The sequence below is a fragment of the Curtobacterium sp. USHLN213 genome, assembly GCF_037144815.1.
Taxonomy (GTDB): Bacteria; Actinomycetota; Actinomycetes; order Actinomycetales; family Microbacteriaceae; genus Curtobacterium.
Genome location: NZ_JBBCYQ010000007.1, coordinates 43,117 through 57,773, shown reverse-complemented (window position 1 = coordinate 57,773; position 14,657 = coordinate 43,117). Strand labels below are relative to the sequence as shown.

At 65.3% G+C, this 14,657-nt stretch carries 15 protein-coding genes; 7 read left to right on the top strand and 8 right to left on the bottom strand.

Annotation, left to right across the window (positions count from 1 at the left end; genetic code table 11):
• Nucleotides 1–9: 9 nt before the first annotated feature.
• From WFH25_RS11040 to WFH25_RS11025, 4 genes are read right to left on the bottom strand one after another with little or no spacing between them, the layout of a single operon-like run.
• Nucleotides 10–285, bottom strand: coding sequence for a hypothetical protein (locus tag WFH25_RS11040; RefSeq protein ID WP_336697686.1), 276 nt, complete (start codon nucleotides 283–285; stop codon nucleotides 10–12).
• On the bottom strand, nucleotides 285–1,307 hold the full coding sequence (locus WFH25_RS11035) for a hypothetical protein (protein WP_336697685.1): 1,023 nt from the start codon (nucleotides 1,305–1,307) through the stop codon (nucleotides 285–287). The genes WFH25_RS11040 and WFH25_RS11035 overlap by 1 nt, the downstream gene beginning before the upstream one ends.
• Entirely contained in the window at nucleotides 1,300–1,614 is a 315-nt protein-coding gene (locus WFH25_RS11030; RefSeq protein ID WP_336697684.1) for a hypothetical protein, read from the bottom strand. Before WFH25_RS11030 ends, WFH25_RS11035 begins: the two co-directional genes overlap by 8 nt.
• Nucleotides 1,607–2,200 carry a hypothetical protein gene (locus tag WFH25_RS11025; RefSeq protein WP_336697683.1) on the bottom strand — a complete coding sequence of 198 codons (594 nt, stop codon included), beginning with the start codon at nucleotides 2,198–2,200 and terminating at the stop codon, nucleotides 1,607–1,609. The genes WFH25_RS11030 and WFH25_RS11025 overlap by 8 nt, the downstream gene beginning before the upstream one ends.
• Nucleotides 2,201–2,608: 408 nt before the next feature.
• Between WFH25_RS11025 and WFH25_RS11020 the strand changes: the two genes are divergently transcribed.
• A complete protein-coding gene (locus WFH25_RS11020; protein WP_336697682.1) occupies nucleotides 2,609–3,409 on the top strand; it encodes a hypothetical protein in 801 nt (266 codons plus the stop codon).
• 122 nt (nucleotides 3,410–3,531) lie between these two features.
• Here the strand turns inward: WFH25_RS11020 and WFH25_RS11015 are convergent, their stop codons facing one another.
• The 3 genes from WFH25_RS11015 to WFH25_RS11005 all read right to left on the bottom strand — a co-directional run bounded on the left by WFH25_RS11015 (nucleotide 3,532) and on the right by WFH25_RS11005 (nucleotide 5,789).
• Complete coding sequence (locus WFH25_RS11015; protein ID WP_336697681.1) at nucleotides 3,532–4,299, bottom strand: YfbU family protein; 768 nt, start codon at nucleotides 4,297–4,299, stop codon at nucleotides 3,532–3,534.
• 278 nt (nucleotides 4,300–4,577) lie between these two features.
• Nucleotides 4,578–4,982: a hypothetical protein gene (locus WFH25_RS11010; RefSeq protein ID WP_336697680.1), complete on the bottom strand. Its 405-nt coding sequence runs from the start codon at nucleotides 4,980–4,982 to the stop codon at nucleotides 4,578–4,580.
• Nucleotides 4,983–5,060: 78 nt separating this feature from the next.
• Nucleotides 5,061–5,789, bottom strand: coding sequence for a hypothetical protein (locus WFH25_RS11005; protein WP_336697679.1), 729 nt, complete (start codon nucleotides 5,787–5,789; stop codon nucleotides 5,061–5,063).
• 180 nt (nucleotides 5,790–5,969) lie between these two features.
• Here WFH25_RS11005 and WFH25_RS11000 point away from each other — a divergent pair, with 180 nt between their 5' ends.
• From WFH25_RS11000 to WFH25_RS10990, 3 genes are all read left to right on the top strand, one after another.
• Nucleotides 5,970–7,868 (top strand): hypothetical protein, encoded by a 1,899-nt coding sequence (locus WFH25_RS11000; protein WP_336697678.1) that lies wholly within the window; start codon nucleotides 5,970–5,972, stop codon nucleotides 7,866–7,868.
• Nucleotides 7,869–8,121: 253 nt separating this feature from the next.
• A complete protein-coding gene (locus WFH25_RS10995) occupies nucleotides 8,122–9,093 on the top strand; it encodes a HamA C-terminal domain-containing protein (protein ID WP_336697677.1) in 972 nt (323 codons plus the stop codon).
• Between the two features lie 65 nt (nucleotides 9,094–9,158).
• Nucleotides 9,159–11,756: a DEAD/DEAH box helicase gene (locus tag WFH25_RS10990; RefSeq protein WP_336697676.1), complete on the top strand. Its 2,598-nt coding sequence runs from the start codon at nucleotides 9,159–9,161 to the stop codon at nucleotides 11,754–11,756.
• 170 nt (nucleotides 11,757–11,926) lie between these two features.
• Here WFH25_RS10990 and WFH25_RS10985 read toward each other — a convergent pair whose 3' ends face one another.
• The gene (locus tag WFH25_RS10985) at nucleotides 11,927–12,307 is read right to left on the bottom strand and encodes a nuclear transport factor 2 family protein (protein ID WP_071295117.1); all 381 of its coding nucleotides are present in this window, start codon (nucleotides 12,305–12,307) and stop codon (nucleotides 11,927–11,929) included.
• A gap of 145 nt (nucleotides 12,308–12,452) precedes the next feature.
• On the opposite strand from WFH25_RS10985, the gene WFH25_RS10980 reads away from it, so the two are divergent.
• The 3 genes from WFH25_RS10980 (at nucleotide 12,453) to WFH25_RS10970 (ending at nucleotide 14,650) form a co-directional block, all read left to right on the top strand.
• The gene (locus WFH25_RS10980) at nucleotides 12,453–13,271 is read left to right on the top strand and encodes an enoyl-CoA hydratase/isomerase family protein (protein ID WP_071295118.1); all 819 of its coding nucleotides are present in this window, start codon (nucleotides 12,453–12,455) and stop codon (nucleotides 13,269–13,271) included.
• Between the two features lie 153 nt (nucleotides 13,272–13,424).
• Nucleotides 13,425–13,880 carry a MarR family winged helix-turn-helix transcriptional regulator gene (locus WFH25_RS10975; protein WP_254790778.1) on the top strand — a complete coding sequence of 152 codons (456 nt, stop codon included), beginning with the start codon at nucleotides 13,425–13,427 and terminating at the stop codon, nucleotides 13,878–13,880.
• Nucleotides 13,877–14,650, top strand: a complete 774-nt coding sequence (locus WFH25_RS10970; RefSeq protein ID WP_336697675.1) for an SDR family oxidoreductase — start codon at nucleotides 13,877–13,879, stop codon at nucleotides 14,648–14,650. The genes WFH25_RS10975 and WFH25_RS10970 overlap by 4 nt, the downstream gene beginning before the upstream one ends.
• The last annotated feature ends 7 nt before the right edge of the window (nucleotides 14,651–14,657 follow it).

The following is a 14,657-nucleotide window of genomic DNA, read 5'->3' as shown; positions in this document are numbered from 1 at the left end:
GCAGGGCGGTCAGGGTTGGGGGAAGTCGGCGGCGGTGCGGCCGATGCGATCGGGTGTGTACCGGAGGATGAACTGCATGATCCGGTCCGCTTCGACCATCTCCGGGACGGTCGGGTCCTGACCGTCCGGGTCCACGTTGGTGAGTCGAAACCAGGGCGATATGTCGGTGTGGTCGATGAGGACCGCGGCGGGCTTGTCGTCGGGGCGGTCGGTGTCGGTGAACATGACGGAGCCGAAGAAGCGGGTGTCGTCGTACGCCAACGTCAGGGACAGCAACTGCAACATCAGCCGGCCCCGCCCGGGTTGCCGGGGTGCCAGCGGAGGTCGTGGGCGAGGTTGGCCTGGAAGTGCAGGAGTTGCCGGAGCCCATTGACGGCGTCTGTGTTCTGCGTCACCCAGCTGTCTTCGTGGATGACGTGGGCGGTGACGAAGTCGTCCGTGCAGCATCCCTCAGCGGTGAAGAGGGTGGTGTCCTGCGGGATGACGACGGACACCGTCGCGTTGTCGACGGTGACGGGCTCGTAGCCGAGCGTCGCCATGTCCGGATGCTGGGCGAAGAACGCGGTCAGCCGATTCGGTGGGACGAACACGCCGGCCTGCTGCGCCGCCCACCGGTCCGACATCAGCCCGCCCAGCGCGATCAGCTGGTCCGCCTGCGCGTCGATGGTGCCCTCACGCTTCCAGCAGGTGCGGACACCGCCGGGTCCCGGGTACGCGGCAAGCGTCCAATCAACCAGCTGCCCGATGTCGGTTGCTTCCCACCCGCGCTCGGTCGACACGACGTGGCCGCCCAGGGTCCGAAGCGCCGCCTCGACCTGACCGGCCTGTAGTCCGGTCCGGGCTGCTATGTCGGTGGTGCTGCCGCCGTGCATCGTGACCGTGCGGGTCACGGTGAACACGTTCCGCCACTCCGGGGTCGCGTCGCGCTCCATCGACGACCCGTGCACCTGCCGTCCGTCGGCCCAGACGCGCCCTCGTTTCCCGTTCACCACCACCAAGTCCGGGTACCGCCGCGCGAGCGACAGGACTCCGCCTTCGGACCCGCCGGGCAGGACGATGAGGTCCTCGGTCCGTTCTGCGGGGGTGCCGTCGTCGTTGATCGTGGCGGTCGGGTTCGGCGTGGACAGAAATCCGGACCGGCCGTCATCGAACCGGAGCCGATCAAACGCCTCCACGCGAGCTGGCATCCCCGCCGCTGCCAGCGCGACCAGGGTTTGGGTGATGTCGATGGTCCGCCCGAGCCCGAACGGCAACGACAGAATCGTTTGTTCCTGCCGGATGGTCTGCACCCACGTCCGGTCAGACATCCGCAGGCCCCGCCGCTTCGACCCCGCGGCCCACCGCACGAAGCTCGGACAGCACCCCCAGCACCTGCGTCGCTGCGCCGAGTAGCGGGTCAGCAGGGTCAGTCAACGGCGTCCCATTGGGTAGCGTGAACGCCCACCCATCCTCCGTCGTGCGGACGTTGACGGTCCGTTGCAGGATCCGGGACCCGGTCGAGTTCGTGAACGTCATCCCCGCCAACGTCGGCCAGATGACGGCATCGAACTGCGCCGACAACGACAGCAGCCGCAACGGCACCGGCTCGAACCGCGGCGCCCGGCGATCAGGCATCAGCGACCAACCTCGGGTCGTCCTCCGACAGCCGCTCCAAGCCGAGGCCGGACGCGTCGAGGATCGCGTTCTCGGACTCCTCGGTGGCGACGAACGACCCGATCTGCGCGTTGACCGCGACAAGAGTCCCGATCCGACTCCGCGCATCCAGCACCACCGAGGCGACCTCCTCGTCGGTGCAGTTGGAGGTGAGTTCCGGCTTCGACGGGTGCAGGGCAGGGAACTCGAGCTGCTGCACCGGCGGATGCCACTGCACCCCGACTCGCAGCACACGGCCGTCAGCGTCGTTGCGGTAGAACATCGACCCGAACGGATGACCTTGGTCAAGAGTGAGATCCGCGCCGTGTAGAGTCCACCCCGCTGCGGCGTACGCCGGGTCCCAGCGCTGGACGGTGAGGGCGCCGAGCCCCATCTTCAAGCCCGGAATCAGCGCCTGGCCGTCCTGCACTTCGGTGTAAAGGGCCTGCAGGTCCGGGGGACTCTGGTCGCGCAGGTCCGCCAACGGGATGCGTGCAATGCCTCGAATCCCGGCGAGCTGCCGACGCTGCGTCGCAGTCAACTCCAAATCGTCGGGACCGCCGCTCACGAAGCAGACCCGTCACCGGTCTCGGCAGTCCTCTCGGGACGCCCGGTCGGACTAGTGGTGGCGCTGCTGTTGTGGCTGGCTAGGCGATGCATGTTGCGCACGCTACGAGGCCCGCGCCACTCATGGGGCCGTTCGAACGGCGCCGAGTCCACCAGCAGGAAAACCTGTCGCCGTCATGCGCTTCAGCAACTCCCGAGTGCCGGTCCGGACCCCCGGCCCGGACTCCTCACTCCGGGGGTCAGAAAACGCCGAATAGGTAACGTTTTGGCCCACGAACGAGGGTCAATACGGCTTGGAGAGTCCCAAATCAGGTCCGCGAACAGTGTCGGCGCCCCGCTCGCAAGCACGAGCTCGCATAGGGGTGTCACAAGCGAGCAACCGCCTCGCTCCGACCTGAAGGACACCACCGTGGACCGCAACCTCACCCTCAGCAACACCCCCATCGCGACCTGCACGCAGACGACCCATCACATCCACAGCATCGAGGAGCTGCAGCAGCTGCGCATCGCCCTCCGCCGAGCCGGCCGCCGAGGCCGGCAGGAGTTCACCTGCCCGATAATCCGTGCATGGCGTCGTCAGTTCGTCGACACCTACGCGGTGGACGCCACCTTCACCCCGAGCGATGCGTCGCAGTCGGACGAGACGGACCTGCGAGGCAGCCGCGTGCTGGAGGCCGACACCCAGGTCGGCAACGTCCTGGTGCGCTGGCACTGCGACGGATGGCCTGTCGCCACGCCCCGCACCGCGGGGGAGACCAACCTGGACGGAGATGCGCTGCAGCCGGCCCCGACGCCCGCGCCGAACGACCCGAACTGCTTCGGGTACGCGCACCGTGTCCCTGCCGCGATGCTTCCGCCCACCCGCCAGTACGACCACCTCGAGGGTGCCCAGCAGCGCTCCACGCGGAACCTCATCGAGCAGCAGAACGCCGACCAGCAGAGCGTTGACCACTGGGCCATGGACGCGACTACGCCGAGTCAGTGGAGCTACCTGCCGGGTGTCAGCCAGCGCGTCGAGCTCGGCGCGACCCCGTCGCACGCTGCGGACAACTCGGCCGACTCCCGCGAGTCAAACTACAGGCCCGGCTGGTACGACAAGCGACCGTCGAAGGCGTTCCGACACGCGCCCTGGATCATCGAGCTGATCGTCATGAAGCGCGACGCGTCCGAGTCTGAGCCGAGCCTCCTCGACCCTGACCTCCTCGACTGAGTGTCCTCGACAGCGGCAGCCGCTTGCGTTAGACGTGTGGCCGTTATTGGACAGCCGCGTCGGGGCCATCGAAGCGCCGCCCACCCACTGGTGGGCGGCGCTTTCGCCGTCGGCGAGGTTCGTCAGGAGGCGGAGGGCGAGGCGCTCGCGTCTGCGATAGCCGCGAGCTGCGACAGGGTGAGCGGCAGGTCCTCGTCCACGCCGTGACCGTCAGTGAGTCGATCGAACGTCGCGAGCATCCGGAAGTACTCCTCCGCGCGCTCGGTCTCGCCCGCCCACGGGAACTCGCCGGTCACGTCGTCATCGACGACCCCCGCAAAGCGGCGGACCACCGCGTGATGCTTATCGTCGACGATCAGATGCTCGGCGTAGTCCGCGAGGCGGCGCTCGCTCCGCCATCCGAAGCCACGGAACCGCAACGTCGCAACCCGAGGCCGGCCGAGCGCCTCGTAGTCCTCCGTAGGCAACGCGTCGAGCGCGAACGTGATGTCTCCGAACATCGACAATGTGTTCTTCACGAACGCGCACACGTGGACCGGCAGCTCGGGCTTCAACTTCGCGAACACGCGGTCGTACTGAGCTGTCCACCCATTGCGAAGGATCTCGGCGAGTTGCACGTGCTCGTCGTAGGTGTCCTCGAGCACATCCCGCTCACCGTCGACCTCCGGCAGCGTCGTGTACACGTACCCGAAAAGGTCGTGCTGCACGGCGAGCTGTTCGCGCTGGAACACCGTCAACGTCTCGGGCGTGACATCGACCGCGAGGATCGAATCGGACGCCGGTGCCGGAAAGGTCGCGAAGCGGACCAGGTCGCTGACCGATGAGCCGGTCCGTTCGGCGAGTCTTTCGAGGAAGACGAACGTCGCGTCGTCGATCGAGATGTCAGGCATCCGACAAGTCGTACAGGGTGCTGAACCGCATCGGCAAGTCGGTGAGCGGGTGGTCGGGCTCACTGCCGCTCAGCGAGGCCGCCTGAAGGCAACCTCGCGCAGACGGGCGAACGTGCGTCTCGAATACAGGTCAGTGATCCCGGTCTCACGCCGTGCCTCCCAGACGCGGAATCGTCGAGCTCCGAGTACGACCGCGCGCGTCCAGCAGAGGACACCACCTGCGGCCAGCACCCATGATTCACCGGCGGTGAAGCCGGATACGGGCCGGCCCACGGAGGTCACGTAGAAGCCGGCCATGAGCGGGAACGCGCCGTAAAGCGTCCACCCCACGACGGCTGCGGTGGACGTTGCGGAACCGAACCGACCCGACGCGCGGCGCGGAACGCGAACTGTTGGTGCAGCCGAATTTCCTCATCGAGCTGCTCGAGGAACGCCCAATGCTGCTGAACGGCGCGCAGGTCATCCGAGGCACGCGGCCCTCGCGATCGAGCATCCTCCTCCATCGTGATGAGCTGCTCGAGACGTTTCGCAGCCCGTTCCGCGCGTCCACTGGACCACGAAAGGAACAGGCCAACGTCGCCGACGACCCCACCGACCACGCCTACTGCGATCGACAGGGGGTCGCTCGAGCCTGATGCAGTGTTCTCTGCCGCAGTGATCATGTTCGGAAGGACGAGTGCCACAGGTCAACGGTACGGTCCCCGCCGACTTCACTCAGCGCTGGGCGGCGCCATTCGCCCCAACGAGAGAGCGAACCGCTCTCAAGATGTCGGAGAGGCGCGCCCGGGGCGCCGACGGATGTCGTCCCAACCTGGGATGTTGGCGTCCAGCCATCGCCGTTGGTCGGCGCTTCGTGGTCGGTCCTTCTGCAATCGCAGCCACTGCATCGCATTGACGCCACAGACAACAACGGTGCGATCAGGGCGGCGTCCGTCATGCCGCTCCATCCATGCCGCGACTTCGTCAGCAATCTCAGCCCACGTAGCTCTCGTTCCCGCTACGTTCCATCCAGGCACGTGCTCGTCGAGCCATTGGCCCCGCTCGATCGGCATGGCGCCGCCGTCCCGCTTCTGGTCTAGCTCGCGTTGGAAGACGAGCCAGCGGCCGAGGGGATACCCGTCGACTACTTCACGGGTGTGCGGAAAGCGGTCGTTCGCGAGAACGAACTTCTGCAGGGCTTCGGCCTGACGGTTCCACAGTTGCTCACTGGGGGAGAGTTCCCATTCCGGCACCCACGTTTCGAGATAGTACCGCCGAGCTGGATGCAGGGTTTCGCCTGTCCGGGCCTGGCCGAGCCGCCGCTGCTTGTCGAGCCATGTGCCAATCTGCAACCCCCGCGACACGGTGGTATGTGGCGGAAGAAGCTTCTTCATCTCGACGTAGTCGCGGACTTCCTCCGCGTATTCGAACCACGTGTGTCCGAACTCCTCGGGGCCGTCCCAATCCTCACGAGGGATCTCATCTCGGTTCCGCGGCCGTTCGTTACGCATATGACGAGTGTTTCGAAGAAGCGTCACAGGTAGGAACTCAACCCGCCCGATGTCCCCCGTACTGGGTCAACGAGACCAGTGCGCCGGCGCATCGCTACAAGTCGTTGTCACACGCGGACGCTAGCCTTTCTGTCGGCCAGGAGGCTGACTTGCGCCAGCCTTGAGAGGGAAGGACGGCACGTGACCGACGTCATGCAAAGAATCAGTAGTCGCGTGCACGTCGACGGGGCGCCTTCTCCGGTATCGGGTCGGAACACGCGCGGAGGAACCCCACGCTTCAGTGGAGATCTCCTTGTGCAGGGCCTCACGATCAAAACGCTGCGGACGACCGGCGAGAGCTGGTTCACGAGCTGGCGGCGTCGCCAACAGGGGTTCCCAGACGGACAATTCCGCCTCGTACCCGAAGAAGGCAACCCTGCAGACGCGACGGCAGTAGGGGTGTGGCTCGACGGAGAGCAAGTTGCCTACATCTTCGGCGATGACGCGGAGCGTTACACGGCGGCGCTGACTCACGTCGGACGCAACCTCCTGGTCGATGCGTCGCAAACGGAGGACGGGTTCGAGCTTCGAGTCCAGGCGCCGGCGCCTCGGGCGCTGAAGAAGCTCCTCCGCACCGCCGACCCGTCAACCTTCGAGCGCTTGCCGTCGCCATCACCGCTCGTCACTGACTCTCGTGTGGCGCGCGACACGCGTCGTTACCCCGCGCCCGCGGGGGACTACAGGCTGCCGCCGTCGATTTGGTGGCCGATCACTGGCGGCCGTCGCTCAAACGGCAAGTCGGCAGACAGTCCGGCACGCTTCCCTACCTGCCCGCTGTGCCGGAACCCGATGGACCCGGAGACGGCGCGACGAGTCAATGCCACTCGGAACACGGCTGCTGCCCGGATGATCTGCCCAGAGTGCTTCATCGAGATCGGCCCCGGCGAACGACCCAGAGGTGTCGAACTGACGCGGGACCAGATCATCTCCAGCATGAAGCAGTTTCACGCGGTCACCGGCGCTATCCCTCGCCAGGACGGTCCGGGCTACGGGTTTATCGATGAGTACCCGAGGAGCGCGTCCTCCGAGGAGTTACTTGCTTTCCTTCGCCTCCTCTGGGACTGGCCAGACCGCTCCACAGTCAGCGAGCTGTTCGGCACTTGGCACGGAGCGCTCGCAGCATCTGGCGTACTCGGCGACGGAACCGAACGCATGAGCCGCGGGGTGCGATCCATCGCAGAGGACGGACACCTCTGCCTGTCCTACGGCGAACGAACGATCGACGACTGGCTCCATAAGCAGGGCATCGCCCACACCCGCGAACCTCCCTACCCCGGCACGAACTACCGCGGTGACTTCCTCGTCGGCGATCTCATCATCGAGTATCTGGGGCTACACGGAAAGCCCGACTACGACGCACGCTCCGCCGCGAAACGAAGGGCAGCCGAACGAGCAGGTCTGGAGGTTTTCGAGATCACACCGCGCACGCTTGGCGACTGGGACGCGCTCGCAACCCGGCTCGCCCGACGGCCAGCGCGCTGGACGCCAACCGCAACGCCTCGTTCCTCCACTCCCACTGCCAGGCAGCCCATGGCGGCGCCCGAAGGACCGACCAGTGCTCCTGCATGGCGGACCGACCCGCTCGACGCTTCCGGGCGGCGGTACTTCGACGGCTCCGGCTGGACCCATCACACGTTGAGCCCGTCAGACGAGTGGCGTGCACACAGCCCCCTCGGCGACGCCGCTCGTGACGCGGCGCAGGAGTGGGTACGGCGCGAACGACCCATGCGAGAAGCGCCACAGGCCGCGCTCGGGAAGCTCGGCACGCATCCCGACGGGCTCGCGTTCTGGCTTGCGGCGATCGACGAGCACGAGAACGGCGGCCAGGCACGAGCTGCCGACTCTGCGATGGCGCCCGCATATCGGGGCTTCATCCGCTACCTCGAGTCGGACGGCGCGGCGATGATGGCAGCGCTGGACCGATGTGCGCGATTCGACCGAGCCGGCAGCCGAACGCTCACCGACCGTGTGCTGCACCTCTTCTACCAAGCTGGCGTCCGCCCCGACTGCGCTGCCGCCGGGCTGACCTTTCACGCCTGACACCAGAGCTCGTCGATCGGACGCAATGCGCGTTATCGGCGCCACCAGTAACCGACCAGGGGCAGTGACCTGTCCACAAGCCTTGCCCTTGGCAGCAGAGAACGAGACCAAGTCCCCATGGCCGGTGCTTAGCGGCGAAGCCTGAGACACCTGGCACCGAACGCACAGTACGTGCGCGTCTGTGCTTGAAGACGCGCGATCGTCATCTAGGCTACGAAGAGTTGAGGATCGAACGGCTTTAGGGGCGAGGCACGTGCAACTGGGTGACTACCTTCCGATGACGTTGAAGCTCAAAGATGACTTCCTCGCTCTCTTCAACGCGGCGGACCCGCTCGCTATCTCGAAGAGAACACAGTGCCACTTGCACATCCTCAAGATGTCTGGCGGAAGCCCGGATCTTCACGGAATGTACAGCCTGCTCAATCAAGCCGCGCTCCGCTACGCGCTTTCTCGACGTAATGCTACCGCGGCTTTCGCGGATCCGGAGCGGATTGCGGCAGCGGTTAACCAGGCTCAAGCTCGCTTCAGGACTCCGGATCCACTCAATGGCGAAGGAGGCGAGCTACTGCTTTACGGATTCTTGGAGGGGCATCTTGGTGCACCCAAGGTTCTTACCAAGATGGAACTGAAGACCTCTGGTAACGATTACGTCAAAGGCGCGGATGGGTTGCACCTCCTTCAGCGAGACGACGATACTTTCGAGCTGATATTCGGTGAGTCAAAGATGTACGGCGACGGCAAGGCGGGGCCCGGCACAAGCTTGAAAAGCGCTATACGCGCAGCCTTCGCGTCGATGGCGAAAGTGGCCAAAGGTGGGTTTGCGTTTGAGGCCTGGTTGATCAATAGCGAATTGCTCAAGGAAGTCGCGGATGATGAAGCACTCAAAGCTATCAGCGCGATCCTCCTCCCCGAACTTGCGGCCACGGTGCAGCGCGCAAATTCTTTTGGGGTGATGATTGGCTACGAGATCGATGTCACGACCTGGGGTGTGGAGGATTTAAGCGACGACGAGCTAGCTTCGCGCATTGATCGGGAAGCAGCAGACCTCTTGGCGAGTCAGGTCCCGCACATCAAGGCTCGGATAGCAAAGCATGGTCTCAAGCACTACGACTTCCACATTTACGCTGTTCCCTTCCTTGTAGATCTCGACGCGGACGAACCACGGGGTATAGAGGCTGTGCGGATGGACTTGGCCCATGCAATCAAGAATGGGGCTGCAGCTTGACCGGGGCAACAATCGCGACCAGGCTCTCCGAGGTGATCGTCGCGCAACCAGCATATGTTCAGCTGATGGCAGCCTTCGACCTGCAGGCTGCAACGCGACTCCTCGGCTTGCCAACGACCTACAATCCTGCGACATCGACCAACATACGCCGGATGCTTCGATATGCAGACGTGTTGTCTCAGTCAGAAAGCCAACGTCATCGAGCGGAGGCTTTGCGACTCGTTACTCACCTAGTTGACCACTCCGCAAGGGTGCGAAACCAGAAGAAGAAGCTTGCAGCGCAGATCGCCGCCACCGTGGAAGCGGTCTTGTTGCAGCTGGGGAATTTCCCTGGGCTTCAAACGCTCTCCAAAAGCGCACTTCCCGAATCAACGCTGCCCATCGACCGCGAACTCCATAGAGCTTGGAAAGCGGAGCGAAATCGTACACGGCCGGGTGCGCGGGTGCTAACCGATGCGCAATGGCAAATTGCTTCCCAGATTCGAAATTCTCCGCGATTTAGCTTCTCCGGTCCGACCTCACTCGGAAAATCCTTCCTCCTGCGAGAACTCATTCGTGATGCGGTCGATGCGGCTAGGCAGGATCCGCTGCCGGCCGAGCAGTTCACTGCGATAGTTCTCGTGCCAACGGTTGCGTTGATATCTCAAGTTGAAAGAGACTTGCGCACCGAGCTGGGAGAGGGTGTTTCGGTCTCGTCTCATCCCGTGATTCCAAGACTCATACGAGAAAACGCAGAAGCAGTAGTTTCAGTTCTCACACCTGAGCGGATGCTCCGCTTCCTAGCAAGTGACCCCCTAATGCTGAGTCATGTGTTTGTCGACGAGGCTCACCGTGCAGTCCAGGATGGGGATGACCGAGCCCCCATATATTACCAAGCGCTGACCGAGGCGCTGCGGCGTTTTCAGCCGGTGGTCGGATTTTCATCGCCGAACGTGTCTAATCCTGAGATCTTGGGTGAGGTCTTCGGGGTTGAGACCACGTCGGTGCAAGTCGTGGAACGGGCAGTCCTTCAGCGCCGAATGGTTGTCGACCTTGTCGAGGGAAATGTCCAGGTATTCAGTGGCGACGGTACTGTGACGCAACTGCAACACGGCTCGGTGGAATCGGCGGCGGAGTTCATTGTGCGCGTAGCGGCTGGCGAGAAGACTATCGTCTACATCAATTCTGCCGCGGGAGCGGTTGAGTTTGCGCGTGAACTCGCGGGCCTGCGAGCGCCGGTCAATACGTCCCAGGTAACGGAGATGAGAACGTTCCTGCGCGAGTCCGTTCATCGTGACTACTACATGCGCGAAACGGTTCGGCATGGCGTCGTTTTCCACCACGGCGTCATCCCGGCTGAAGTGCGGGATCGAGTTGAAGCAATCTTTTCAGACTCATCGTCTGGAGTGAACTTCGTAGTTTGTACTTCGACGCTTCTCGAGGGTGTCAACATGCCGGCGAAGAACATTGTTGTACTGCATGACACCCAGGGCACTTCAGCTCTCAAGGCGTTCGACTTCAATAACCTGATCGGGCGTGCCGGGCGTCTTGCTCAAGAATTTTACGGTAATGTCATCGCGCTGCGCGACGTCAAGAACCGTTGGAACTCAGGAACTGTCGATCTGGTCGGGGAGTCGAAGTCGGAGGTCCTTCGCAATTTCCTTCTAGAGGAAGGGCGTCGGCGCGCCCCGTTCACCGATATGCAGAAGGTCCTCGAAGGAGAACGCTCGTCGAGCTGGACTCAGTCCAGGCGAATTACGGCGCAACGTTACGCATCTGTGCTCGCCGCCGAGCATATCGCGGGCACTCCAACCCTCCTGAGCGATAAGTTCATAGCGAAAGCTGCTAATGGTGAAAAGACGCTCGCTGCGCTGGCGACTCGCAACAACCTCCCGGTCGACATCATCCGCTCTTCTCCAGATATCCTGATCGAGTATCAGACTGCCGTCGCAGACCGTATTCGGACTGGAGGTGCGCGTGCAAGGTTGATTCCTATCGACGCGGATCTCTCAGACCTTGAGGTGTATTACCAGCTCCTTCGTGCGCTGGGGGAATCGTATCGTTGGGAAACTGAGGAACGCCAGGGGCGGGCGCCGCTCATACGGGGCAAGAGCGCTGAGGCGGTCGACGCAAATTACTGGTACTGGGCGCGCGTCATGCGGTCTTGGGTGCTCGGCGACTCCGTGAGCCAGGTAATCGCTTCGTCTATCGCTCATCACGCCTCGACGGGGAAGATCTGGGTTCGTGACTACAGTGCGCCGACCACGTTCAGGGTTGAGTCGTTCGACCGGTCATCGCCCGAGCACTTGAACGTTGTCATCGAGAACACGTTTCGGGATCTGGATGGTGGGCTGCGTCACACTGTGCTTCGCTACGCGCAGAACTATCATGAGCTGTCCGTAGCGGCCGTGGGCGTTGACGAGGCTGGTCCGAACGTGGCGTTGCTAGTTGAGTACGGGTCCACCAACCCGCTGGTGGTTGATCTGCAGCAGCTGGGCCTGTCCAGGACTGCGGCTCTCGAGTTGGCGCGGTCCGACGCCGAGTTGTTCGTCCAAGGAGATAACGGGGAGCTCATCGGCGTCAACGCTGCTAGTTTCGAGGTCGTTGCAGATGTGTCTGCAGAGGCGCTTCTCGAGTTCTGGAGCGTGGTGGGCGCGCTCGTGGGGCAGCAGGCGGAGGGGTAGCACCGCGTTACAGAGGTGCGGCAACGGCCAGCGTCCGCTCGAGCCGCGCCCGGTCTCGACGGTTCGTGGAACAGAATCCCGAAACCCGTGGAACGCGCGTCCTTACTGGGATCCGCGATCGGCGCCACTACTGGCATCCGCGAATAGACCGAACACCTCGCTCGGCTCGATCAGAACATCGTGTTCGCGTTGGCCGCTTGCTCCGGTACCTGCTGCATCACGTCCCAGTGCTCGACGATGCGTCCGTCCTCGAGTCGCCACAAGTCCGCGACGGCCATGCCGCGGTCGCCCGGTGCGAGGTGGAACGCACTGTGGGTGACAACGAGGTCGCCCTCGGCGACGGTCCGCTTGACGTCCACGTGGAGTCCGGGGAACCGTGTGCGCATGGAGTGCACGTAGGCGATGAATGCCTCCGCACCGTCAGGGGCCGAGGGGTTGTGCTGCACGTAGCTCGTGCCGAGGGCGCGCGATGCCGCGGCCTCGGGCTCGCCGTCGTTGAACGACTGCGTGTAGAAGCCCACGACGGTCTCGGTGTTCTCGGCGGTCGACATGGGTGTTCCTCTCCGCGGTGCGCCCTCTGCGTTCCGCTGACCAGATCTTCGCCGGTCGCGCGGCCCGGCAGCCTGCCCCCGACCGGGACACGCTCCCGGGCCGTCGCCTCCGTACGGTCGCTGGCACCAACCGAACGGAGATCCGATGCCCGCTGTGCAGTTCACCCGCGAGTCACCCGAGGTCGGACGCGTGGTCGTCTCCGATCCACCCGTCGGCCTGATGACGGGGGCGACCGTTCACGGCCTGGCCGACGTCGTCGCGGGGCTCGCGGGCGACTCGGACCTCAAGGTGCTCGTCTTCGAGAGCAGCACCGACGACTTCTTCCTCAACCACTTCGACCTCGCGCGGATCGACGACTTCCCCGGAGGTGCGGCCTGGCTCGATCTCGTCGTCGCGCTGTCGGAGGCCCGGTACATCACGATCGCGGTGATCCGTGGGCGCACGCGCGGCGGCGGCAACGAGCTCGCGCTCGCACTGGATCTGCGGTACGCGAGCCGGCAGCGCGCCCGCTTCGGACAGCCCGAGGTCGGCACGGCGGTCGTCCCTGGTGGTGGCGGGACGGAGCGACTACCCCGTCAGATCGGACGTGACCGCGCGCTGGAGGTCATCCTGACCAGCGCGGACTACGACGCAGACACCGCCGAGCGCTGGGGGTGGGTGACGCGTGCGCTCGACGACGACCAGCTCGACGAGTACGTGGCCGGCGTCATCGGGCGCCTCGCTTCCTTCGACGGCGACGCGCTCGCGACCGCGAAGGCGATGGTCAACCGTGCCACCCTCCCGCCGAAGGCCGACCTCGAGTCCGCCTACCGCACCTTCGAGGAACGCATGGCGAGCCCGTCGTACCGCGCACGGGCGGCGGCCGGTGCTGCGCGTCTCGACGACGACCAGCTGCTCGCCCTGGAACTCGAACTCGGTGAGTTCATCGGAGCGGCCGCTCGACGTCGGGTCGCCGACGCGTGAGACGGCGGACGGGAGGCGCGGTGCGGGCCCGACCCGCGCCTCCCGTCCGATCTGCGGTCGTGACGGGAATACCTGACGCGTCAGGTAGTTGTAGCCGCTGTGCAACAGCGACTGAGCGAGCGACAACTGGCCACGTGGCAACGGCTCCAGGTGGTGACGGAGCGGCTGCGCCGCCGTGTCGGCGCCGACCTGCGCGACGGAGCCGACCTGTCGGAGGCGGAGTTCACGGTGCTCGCGCACCTGGTCGACATGGGCGGCGACGCCCGGCCGACGACGTGCGCCGCGGCAATCGGCTGGGACTCCAGTCGCCTCGCCCACCAGCTGCGCCGGCTCGAGCGACGAGGACTGGTCGAACGGCGCGGAGGCCTCCGGGACGCGCGCGGATCGTCGATCGTGATCACCGACTCCGGGCGGTCCGCCCACCGGGCCGCCGTCGGGTCGCACCTCCGTGCTGCGGCGACGTGGTTCGGCGACGCGCTCGACGACGCAGCACTGGCAGGGCTCGACGGCGCACTGCGCGCGCTCGAGGAGCACATGCGCCGATTGGACGGCGACGGACCGGACGACGGACGTCCGGAAGCAGACGAACACGAGGAGCACGGACGATGAGCACCATCGACACATGGACGACACCCACTGCGGACCTGACAGGACGGACGGTCGTCGTGGTCGGCGGCAGCGGCGGCGTGGGGGAGGGCGTGGTCCGGTCGATGCTCGCCGCGGGCGCGACCGTGATCGCGACCGGACGGGACGGCGCGCGACTCGATGCCGTCGCGGCACGGCTCGCGACGGCCGGGCTCCCCGGCACCCTGCACACGAGGGTGCTCGACGCGATGAACCCCGGGCTGGACGACGACGTGACCGCGATGGCGCAGGAGTTCGGGGCGTTCGACGGCGTGGTCGTGTCGCTCGCATCCTGGGGCGACCAGGGCCGCAAGCCGGCGCTGGCGCTCGACGACGACGAGTGGCAGCGCCTGCTGGACGGCAACCTGACGAGTGTCTTCCGGGTCTTCCGGGCGTTCCTGCCGCGGATCACCGGGACCGGAGTGCTCATGCAGTTGAACGGCATGAGCGCGGACATCCCGTTCCCCGGGAGTGCCGGGGTCGCGCTGAGCGCCGCGGCGACGAAGTCCCTCTCCCTGACGCTGGACGCCGAGCTCGGCGGACGCGGTCCACGCGTCGCGCAGCTCGTGCTCGGGGTGGTCCGGACCCGCGCCCGGCAGGCCGCCGGGATCGACGACCCGCGGTGGATCGACGCGACCCAGGTCGGCGACCACGTCGCGCACCTGGTCGCCGGGAGCAGCCCGCTCGCCCGCACCGCCCTGCAGTACTTCACCGATCGAGCCGAGGGCCCGCGTCCCGGGTCCACCGTGCGCTGAACCGAGG

Excerpts from the sequence above, each read along its gene's own strand:
- WFH25_RS11015 (WP_336697681.1), bottom strand. The coding sequence starts at position 4,299 with ATGCCTGACATCTCGATCGACGACGCGACGTTCGTCTTCCTCGAAAGA.
- WFH25_RS11005 (WP_336697679.1), bottom strand. The coding sequence starts at position 5,789 with ATGCGTAACGAACGGCCGCGGAACCGAGATGAGATCCCTCGTGAGGAT.
- WFH25_RS11030 (WP_336697684.1), bottom strand. The coding sequence starts at position 1,614 with ATGCCTGATCGCCGGGCGCCGCGGTTCGAGCCGGTGCCGTTGCGGCTG.
- WFH25_RS10985 (WP_071295117.1), bottom strand. The coding sequence starts at position 12,307 with ATGTCGACCGCCGAGAACACCGAGACCGTCGTGGGCTTCTACACGCAG.
- WFH25_RS10980 (WP_071295118.1), top strand. The coding sequence starts at position 12,453 with ATGCCCGCTGTGCAGTTCACCCGCGAGTCACCCGAGGTCGGACGCGTG.
- WFH25_RS10970 (WP_336697675.1), top strand. The coding sequence starts at position 13,877 with ATGAGCACCATCGACACATGGACGACACCCACTGCGGACCTGACAGGA.
- WFH25_RS11035 (WP_336697685.1), bottom strand. The coding sequence starts at position 1,307 with ATGTCTGACCGGACGTGGGTGCAGACCATCCGGCAGGAACAAACGATT.
- WFH25_RS10990 (WP_336697676.1), top strand. The coding sequence starts at position 9,159 with ATGGCAGCCTTCGACCTGCAGGCTGCAACGCGACTCCTCGGCTTGCCA.
- WFH25_RS11040 (WP_336697686.1), bottom strand. The coding sequence starts at position 285 with ATGTTGCAGTTGCTGTCCCTGACGTTGGCGTACGACGACACCCGCTTC.